The 7,711-nt window shown below is 58.1% G+C and carries 12 protein-coding genes; all 12 read left to right on the top strand.

Annotation, left to right across the window (positions count from 1 at the left end; all coding sequences use genetic code 11):
• A partial coding sequence (locus tag B3849_RS07025) for an NADH-ubiquinone oxidoreductase-F iron-sulfur binding region domain-containing protein (RefSeq protein WP_286779958.1) occupies positions 1–168 on the top strand: 168 nt, incomplete at its 5' end.
• A 6-nt stretch (positions 169–174) separates the two neighbouring features.
• Positions 175–582 carry an MAPEG family protein gene (locus B3849_RS07020; RefSeq protein ID WP_009824860.1) on the top strand — a complete coding sequence of 136 codons (408 nt, stop codon included), beginning with the start codon at positions 175–177 and terminating at the stop codon, positions 580–582.
• A gap of 92 nt (positions 583–674) precedes the next feature.
• Positions 675–1,001 carry a hypothetical protein gene (locus B3849_RS07015; protein WP_005853981.1) on the top strand — a complete coding sequence of 109 codons (327 nt, stop codon included), beginning with the start codon at positions 675–677 and terminating at the stop codon, positions 999–1,001.
• A gap of 117 nt (positions 1,002–1,118) precedes the next feature.
• Positions 1,119–1,520 carry a DUF5333 domain-containing protein gene (locus tag B3849_RS07010; protein ID WP_005853978.1) on the top strand — a complete coding sequence of 134 codons (402 nt, stop codon included), beginning with the start codon at positions 1,119–1,121 and terminating at the stop codon, positions 1,518–1,520.
• A 4-nt stretch (positions 1,521–1,524) separates the two neighbouring features.
• Entirely contained in the window at positions 1,525–3,540 is a 2,016-nt protein-coding gene (gene nuoG / locus B3849_RS07005) for an NADH-quinone oxidoreductase subunit NuoG (protein ID WP_286779954.1), read from the top strand.
• 11 nt (positions 3,541–3,551) lie between these two features.
• A complete protein-coding gene (locus tag B3849_RS07000) occupies positions 3,552–3,920 on the top strand; it encodes a hypothetical protein (protein WP_005853975.1) in 369 nt (122 codons plus the stop codon).
• A 6-nt stretch (positions 3,921–3,926) separates the two neighbouring features.
• A complete protein-coding gene (gene nuoH, locus B3849_RS06995; protein ID WP_005853973.1) occupies positions 3,927–4,967 on the top strand; it encodes an NADH-quinone oxidoreductase subunit NuoH in 1,041 nt (346 codons plus the stop codon).
• A gap of 1 nt (position 4,968) precedes the next feature.
• The gene (gene nuoI / locus B3849_RS06990) at positions 4,969–5,463 is read left to right on the top strand and encodes an NADH-quinone oxidoreductase subunit NuoI (protein WP_005853971.1); all 495 of its coding nucleotides are present in this window, start codon (positions 4,969–4,971) and stop codon (positions 5,461–5,463) included.
• A complete protein-coding gene (locus B3849_RS06985) occupies positions 5,460–5,861 on the top strand; it encodes a carboxymuconolactone decarboxylase family protein (RefSeq protein ID WP_005853969.1) in 402 nt (133 codons plus the stop codon). Before nuoI ends, B3849_RS06985 begins: the two co-directional genes overlap by 4 nt.
• Entirely contained in the window at positions 5,858–6,460 is a 603-nt protein-coding gene (locus tag B3849_RS06980) for an NADH-quinone oxidoreductase subunit J (protein ID WP_278424811.1), read from the top strand. Before B3849_RS06985 ends, B3849_RS06980 begins: the two co-directional genes overlap by 4 nt.
• A gap of 180 nt (positions 6,461–6,640) precedes the next feature.
• A complete protein-coding gene (gene nuoK, locus B3849_RS06975) occupies positions 6,641–6,946 on the top strand; it encodes an NADH-quinone oxidoreductase subunit NuoK (protein WP_005853964.1) in 306 nt (101 codons plus the stop codon).
• Between the two features lie 4 nt (positions 6,947–6,950).
• A partial coding sequence (locus tag B3849_RS06970; protein ID WP_286779953.1) for a proton-conducting transporter membrane subunit occupies positions 6,951–7,711 on the top strand: 761 nt, incomplete at its 3' end.

Below are 7,711 nucleotides of genomic sequence, written 5' to 3'. Positions count from 1 at the left end.
GACATGCTGCTCGACGTGACCAAGCAGGTCGAAGGCCACACGATCTGCGCCCTTGGGGATGCAGCGGCGTGGCCCATTCAGGGTCTGATCCGTCACTTCCGCGACGAGATCGAGGATCGCATCAAGCACAAACGCACCGGCCGCGTCAGCGCCGTCGCGGCGGAGTAAGCTTTGATGGAAAGCTTTGCCGCCTATAGCCACGCGCTGACTGCTTTGGCTTTTTGGGCCATTCTGATCAGTGTCCTCGGCGCGCTCTCTACCATGGGGCGCACGCCAGAGGGGCGCTGCGATTGCGGCAAGCCCAAGCGGAACTACGACGATGTGGTCTATCGCCGCGAACGCGCGTTCATGAACGCGATAGAGGCGTCGGGCCCGTTTCTGGCATCGACGCTTGCGGCGGTGCTGCTTGGCGCGCCTGTGTTCTGGGTGAACCTCTTTGCGGCGCTATTCGTAGCGGTGCGGGTCGCGATGGCCGTGGTGCATATCGGGACGACCAACCAGCCGATGCGGTCGCTGTTCTTTATGCTGGGGCTGGTGTGTATTCTGGCCTTGGCGGTCCTGGCGATTTTCGCAGCCTTCTGAGGCACGACTGAAGAACGATAGCTTTCACCCGTTGATCGGGCAGGGGGCTGTACAAAAAGACGGGTCCGGCCACACCGGCAGAGTGAGGGAAGATGAAGCAGATTGTTCTATTTTGTATAACGGCCGCGGTATTGGCCGGCTGTACCGCCCGCGAAGACCGTCTGGCCTTTGATGGTAAATATTTCCGCACCAAGCTGAGCAAAGTTGACGGGCAACGCGATGTCTTTACCCTGCGGGTGCGCAATGCGTCACAGTCGATCAACGGTGCCCGCGAAGCGGCGCGCTATGAAGCGACGGTTTATTGTGTGACCAACTATGGCAGTTCGGATATCAAATGGGTCGTGGGGCCGGACACCCCGCCCGAGAATTTGCGCCTTGTGGACGACGCTTTGACGTTTCAGGGGGCTTGCCCTTCCTGACCGTTTGCGCGACATACCGCTGGCAAATGGCTGATCCGGAGATGTTATTGAATAACATCGGGGTCAGTTCCCATGTGTAGCAAGGGGCAGTCCGCCCCGCTACATGAGGAGAGTAAGATGCGTAACGTATTGATCGCCGTAACAACCGTGGCCCTGATGGCCAGCCCTGTCGCCGCAAAGCCGCCGCTGCGTGATGTACCGGCTGTTGATGATGCGCTGCTTGATCTTGGACTGGCCGACCGGATTCGCAAAGAATGCCCCGATATCTCGGCCCGTATGATCCGCGCGCTCAGCTATTTGAACAATGTGCACAATACGGCGAAATCTTTGGGCTATACGTCGGACGAAATTGACGCCTACCGCAAAAGCGATGCTGAAAAGGCGCGCATGAAGGCCCGTGGGGCCGCATATTTAAAGGCGAAGGGGGTCGATACTTCGGACCCGCAAAGCTATTGTGCGTTAGGGCGTGCAGAAATCCAAAAATCGAGCCGGATCGGTTCGTTACTGAGAGCGAAATAAGCATATGAGCGATACCCGCAAGATCATCATTGACGGCAAGGAAGTCGAAGTCGAAGGGGCGATGACGCTCATTCAGGCGTGCGAGGAAGCAGGGGTGGAAATTCCGCGTTTCTGTTACCATGAACGTCTGTCGATTGCCGGTAACTGCCGGATGTGTCTTGTGGAGGTCGTGGGCGGCCCACCCAAGCCTGCGGCGTCCTGCGCCATGCAGGTGCGTGACTTGCGTCCTGGCCCAGAGGGCCAGCCGCCTGTCGTCAAAACCAATTCGCCCATGGTAAAAAAGGCCCGCGAGGGGGTCATGGAATTCCTGCTGATCAACCACCCGCTTGATTGCCCGATCTGCGATCAGGGTGGCGAGTGTGACCTTCAGGATCAGGCGATGGCTTACGGCGTCGACTTCAGCCGCTACCGCGAGCCGAAGCGCGCGACCGAAGATCTGGATCTGGGTCCATTGGTCGAAACCCATATGACGCGCTGCATTTCCTGCACCCGCTGTGTGCGCTTCACCACCGAGGTCGCGGGCATTCACCAGATGGGCCAGACCGGCCGTGGTGAAGACGCCGAGATTACAGCCTATCTGGGGCAGACGCTCGATTCGAACCTGCAGGGCAATATCATTGATCTGTGCCCCGTGGGGGCGCTGGTCTCGAAACCCTATGCTTTCACCGCACGGCCGTGGGAACTGTCAAAGACCGAATCGATCGACGTGATGGATGCGCTTGGGTCGAACATCCGTGTGGATACCAAGGGCCGCGAAGTCATGCGCTTCTTGCCGCGCAACCATGATGGCGTGAACGAGGAATGGATTTCCGATAAAACCCGTTTCGTCTGGGATGGTCTGCGCCGCCAGCGTCTGGACACGCCCTATATTCGTGAAAACGGTAAACTGCGCAAAGCTGACTGGCCCGAAGCATTGGCCGCTGCCGCTGCTGCGATGAAGGGCAAGAAAGTCGCCGGTCTGATCGGTGACCTTGCCTCGGTCGAGGCGACATATGCGTTGAAACAACTGATCGAAGGGCAGGGCGGTGTTGTCGAATGCCGGACCGATGGCGCGAAGCTGCCTGCGGGCAACCGGTCGGGCTATGTCGGGACCGCCACGGTCGAAGATCTGGATCACGCGCAAGCCGTGATGCTGATCGGCGCGAACCCCGCGGTGGAAGCACCGGTGCTGAACGCCCGTATCCGCAAGGCATGGACCCGCGGCGCGGATGTGGCGCTGATGGGCCCAGCGGTCGATCTGACCTATGATTACGATCATCTGGGCGACAGCCCGTCGCTGCTGAATGACCTGCTGAAAAAGGACCACGCCGACATTGCCGAGAAATCCTCGGTCATCGTTGTGGGCATGGGGGCCTTGGCGCGCGAAGACGGGGCAGAGGTTCTGGCCGCTGCCATGGCGCTGGCCGAGGCGACGCAATCCGGCTTTATGGTCTTGCACACCGCCGCATCCCGTGTGGGTGCGATGGACGTCGGTGCCGTTGCTGAAAATGGCATCAACGATGTGCTGGCCGCCGATGTGATCTATAACCTTGGCGCCGATGAGGGCGACATTCCTGCTGGCCCCTTCGTGATCTATCAAGGCTCGCACGGGGATCGCGGCGCGCACCGTGCCGATATCATCCTGCCTGGTGCCGCTTATACGGAAGAGGGCGGTTTGTTCGTCAATACCGAAGGCCGTCCGCAGCTTGCCGCGCGCGCCAGCTTTGCCCCCGGTCAGGCCAAGGAAAACTGGGCCATCCTGCGCGCGCTGAGTGCCGAGCTGGATGCCAAGCTGCCGTTCGATTCGCTTGCAGCATTGCGCAAAGCGCTGGTCGCTGATGTCCCGCATCTGGGGAATATCGATCAGGTTGCTGAAAACGCATGGCAGCCGGTGGCGCAGGGCAGCTTCGGCGACAGCCCGTTGCGCTTTGCGATTGCCGATTTCTACCTGTCCAACCCCATCGCCCGCGCCAGCCAGTTGATGGCAGAGCTTTCGGCCAACGCCAAAGCCCGCCGCGAAAAACCACTGGCGGCGGAGTGAGGATTTTGGGGATGATGTTGCCTTTGGTTCTGGGGGCCTGCGAAACGCAAGCGCCCATGGCCGAAGATTTCATTCCCGAGTATCGCGGTGTTGAAACCAAACTGCTGGACGGGGATCTTGTCCAGTTCGACGTGGCGATGACCAAAGCGCAGTCATCCGAGAATGTAGCGGAATACGCGGAATGTGCCGCGGCGCGCTATACTTTGATCCGGGGCTTTGGTTTTGCCCGCCACGTGCGTACAAATGTTGAGATCGAGGGTGGTGTCTGGCACGCAGATGCTGTTTACACCATCTCGCCGAGCCTGCCTGCGGGCTTGAAGACAATAGATGCTGAAGTGACCGTGCAGAACTGCATGGAAAAAGGCATACCGACGGTGTGAGGACCTATGGCTGACTTCTTTTTCAACACCACGCTGGGGACGATCCTGCTGATTATTGGCCAGATTTTCCTTGTTGTGATTCCCCTGCTTCTTGCCCTTGCGTTCCTGATGTACGCCGACCGGAAAATCTGGGCGTCGGTACAGCTGCGCCGCGGCCCGAACGTTGTAGGCATCTACGGTCTGCTGCAATCTTTTGCGGATTTCGCGAAATACATCGTCAAAGAGGTGGTCGTGCCCGCCGGTGCGGACCGCGCCGTGTTCTTCATGGCCCCGATGGTCACATTGGTTATGGCGCTGGTTGCCTGGGCGGTGATCCCGTTCAACGACGGTTGGGTTCTGTCGAACATCAACGTCGCGATCCTTTATGTCTTCGCGATCTCGTCGCTTGAAGTCTACGGCGTGATCATGGGCGGGTGGGCGTCAAACTCCAAATACCCGTTTCTGGGCTCGCTGCGCTCTGCCGCGCAGATGATCTCTTACGAGGTGTCGATCGGTCTGATCATCATCGGCGTCGTCATCAGCTCTGGCTCGTTGAACTTCGGGGACATCGTGCTGTCGCAAAGCGGCGACTACGGTCTGCTGAACTGGTACTGGCTACCGCACTTCCCGATGCTGATCTTGTTCTTTATCTCGGCGCTGGCCGAAACCAACCGCCCGCCGTTTGACCTTCCTGAAGCGGAATCGGAACTGGTTGCCGGGTATCAGGTCGAATATTCCTCCACGCCCTTCTTGCTGTTCATGATCGGCGAACTGGTCGCCGTGGTGCTGATGTGCGCGCTGATCTCGCTGATGTTCTTTGGCGGTTGGCTGTCGCCGATCCCCGGCCTGCCGGACGGCATCTTCTGGATGGTCGCCAAAATGGGGCTGGTGTTCTTCTTCTTCTCGTTGGTCAAGGCGATCACCCCGCGGTACCGCTATGACCAGCTGATGCGTCTGGGATGGAAAGTGTTCCTGCCGTTCAGCCTGTTCTGGGTTGTCTTCGTATCCTTCGCCGCGAAATTCGATTGGTTCTGGGGTATCTATGCCCGTTGGACAGTAGGGGGCTGATATGGCTAACACCGACTATACCCGTCACGCGAAATACTTCCTGCTGCAGGATTTCTATCAAGGCTTGAAGCTGGGCATTAAGTATATGTTCAAGCCCAAGGCGACGATCAACTACCCGCATGAAAAGGGCCCGCTGAGCCCTCGATTCCGTGGTGAACACGCCCTGCGCCGCTATCCCAACGGGGAAGAGCGTTGCATCGCGTGCAAACTGTGCGAAGCGGTGTGCCCGGCGCAGGCGATCACCATCGACGCGGAACCGCGCGATGATGGCAGCCGCCGGACCACGCGCTATGACATCGACATGACCAAATGCATCTACTGCGGTTTCTGTCAGGAAGCCTGCCCGGTTGACGCGATTGTCGAGGGGCCGAACTTTGAATTCTCGACCGAGACCCGCGAAGAGCTGTTCTATGACAAGGCCAAGCTGCTGGACAACGGCGAACGCTGGGAAGCTGAAATCGCGCGCAACCTCGAACTGGACGCGCCGTACCGATGACCGACAGCCAGAACCCTTTTGAAGAGATGATGCGTCAGATGCAGGATATGGCCAAGGCCTTTCCTGCAATGGATGCGTTTTCCCCCAAAGGGTTCGAGGCGATGATGGGCAAGATGCCCAAAGACATGATGGAAACGTTTTTTGGCAATACGATGAATCCCAACGGGTTGGATGCCAAAACACGTATGTTGCTGACGATTTCGGGGCTGACCATGCAGGGTGCCCAGAATGACGTGGCGCTGCGTCAGGCCGTGATCCACGCGGTAGAGGCAGGGGCCCACAAGCAGCAAGTGATAGAGACGATCGGGCAGATGGCGGTTTTCGCCGGCATCCCCGCCATGACCCGCGCAATGGAAATCGCGCAGGGTGTTTTGGATGACAAGGAAGGTGACGCATGAGCGTTTTCGCATTTTACCTCTTCGCGATCAGCGTGATCGCTGGCGGGCTGTTCACTGTGATCAGCCGCAACCCCGTGCATTCGGTGCTGTGGTTGATCCTGTCCTTCCTCAGCGCGGCGGGGCTTTTCGTGCTGCTCAACGCCGAATTCGTCGCGATGCTGCTGATCATTGTCTATGTCGGCGCGGTCGCGGTTCTGTTCCTGTTCGTTGTCATGATGCTTGATGTCGATTTCGCCGAGCTCAAGGCGGAAATGGCGCGCTATATGCCGCTGGCCCTGCTGATCGGTCTGGTGATCCTGATGCAATTCGTGATGGCGTTCGGCGCGTGGGATACGAACTCTGCCGCCGAAGGTCTGCGCACGCAGGTGATCACCGACGAGGTGCACAACACCGCTGCATTGGGCCTGATCCTTTATGATCAATACTTCCTGCTGTTCCAGCTGTCGGGGCTGATCCTGCTGGTCGCGATGATCGGGGCGATTGTGCTGACGCTGCGCCACCGTGCGGATGTGAAACGCCAGAACGTGGTCGACCAGATGATGCGCGATCCGAAGCTGGCAATGAAACTGAATGATGTGAAACCCGGGCAGGGCCTTTAAGCGGCCTGCCCAATCAAGGATGTGATCCATGTCACGTAATACAATTGTGGTGCTTGTCGTGGTTTTGATCGTGGTCGTGGGCGGCTACAGCATTTTCTAGATGCGACGGGATCGGGATGGAAACATCTCGCGACAAGAACTAAAGAACGCCTGAAACGGGCAAAAGAACCGAGGGACGACATGATCGGAATTGAACATTACCTGACAGTAGCGGCGACGCTGTTTGTCATTGGCATTTTCGGGCTATTCCTGAACCGCAAGAACATCATCATCATGTTGATGTCGATCGAGCTTATGCTCTTGGCGGTGAACATCAACTTTGTCGCCTTCTCCTATTATCTGGGTGATTTGGTGGGGCAGGTGTTCACGCTGTTCGTCCTGACCGTCGCTGCGGCTGAGGCCGCAATCGGGCTGGCCATTCTGGTCTGCTTCTTCCGCAATCGGGGTACGATCGCGGTTGAAGATGTCAACGTGATGAAGGGCTAAGATCATGGAAACGATCATTCTTTTCGCACCACTTGTCGGTGCATTGATCTGTGGTTTCGGCTGGAAGCTGATCGGGGAGAAGCCCGGCCAATATGTGGCAACGGGTCTACTGTTCCTCGCGGCGCTGCTAAGCTGGATCGTCTTCCTTTCGTTTGACGGTGAAACACAGCACATCCAGATCCTGCGCTGGATCGAAAGCGGCAGCCTGTCGACCGATTGGGCGATCCGCCTCGACCGTCTGACCGCGATCATGCTGATCGTGATCACCACGGTCTCCAGCCTCGTCCACCTCTATTCCTTCGGCTACATGGCCCATGACGAGAATTTCTCGGACGCCGAACCCTATCGCGCCCGTTTCTTCGCCTATCTGTCGTTCTTCACCTTCGCGATGCTGATGCTCGTGACATCTGACAACCTTGTTCAGATGTTTTTTGGCTGGGAAGGCGTGGGCGTCGCGTCCTATCTGCTGATCGGCTTCTACTACAAGAAGCCCTCTGCGAATGCGGCGGCGATCAAGGCGTTTGTGGTCAACCGTGTCGGTGACTTCGGCTTTGCGCTTGGTATCTTTGGCCTGTTCTATCTGACCGACTCGATCAAGTTCGACGATGTCTTCGCCGCAACACCCGAGTTGGCGGAAACCACCGTTGGTTTCCTTTGGGCCGACTGGAACGCCGCGAACCTGATCGCGATCCTGCTGTTCATCGGTGCGATGGGTAAATCGGCGCAGCTCTTTTTGCACACATGGTTGCCCGACGCGATGGAAGG

The sequence above is a fragment of the Sulfitobacter sp. UBA4523 genome, from assembly GCF_002388305.1.
Lineage (GTDB): Bacteria > Pseudomonadota > Alphaproteobacteria > Rhodobacterales > Rhodobacteraceae > Sulfitobacter > Sulfitobacter pontiacus.
The sequence above is the reverse complement of the archived record's forward strand: the minus strand, read 5'-3'. Positions and strand labels throughout refer to the sequence as shown.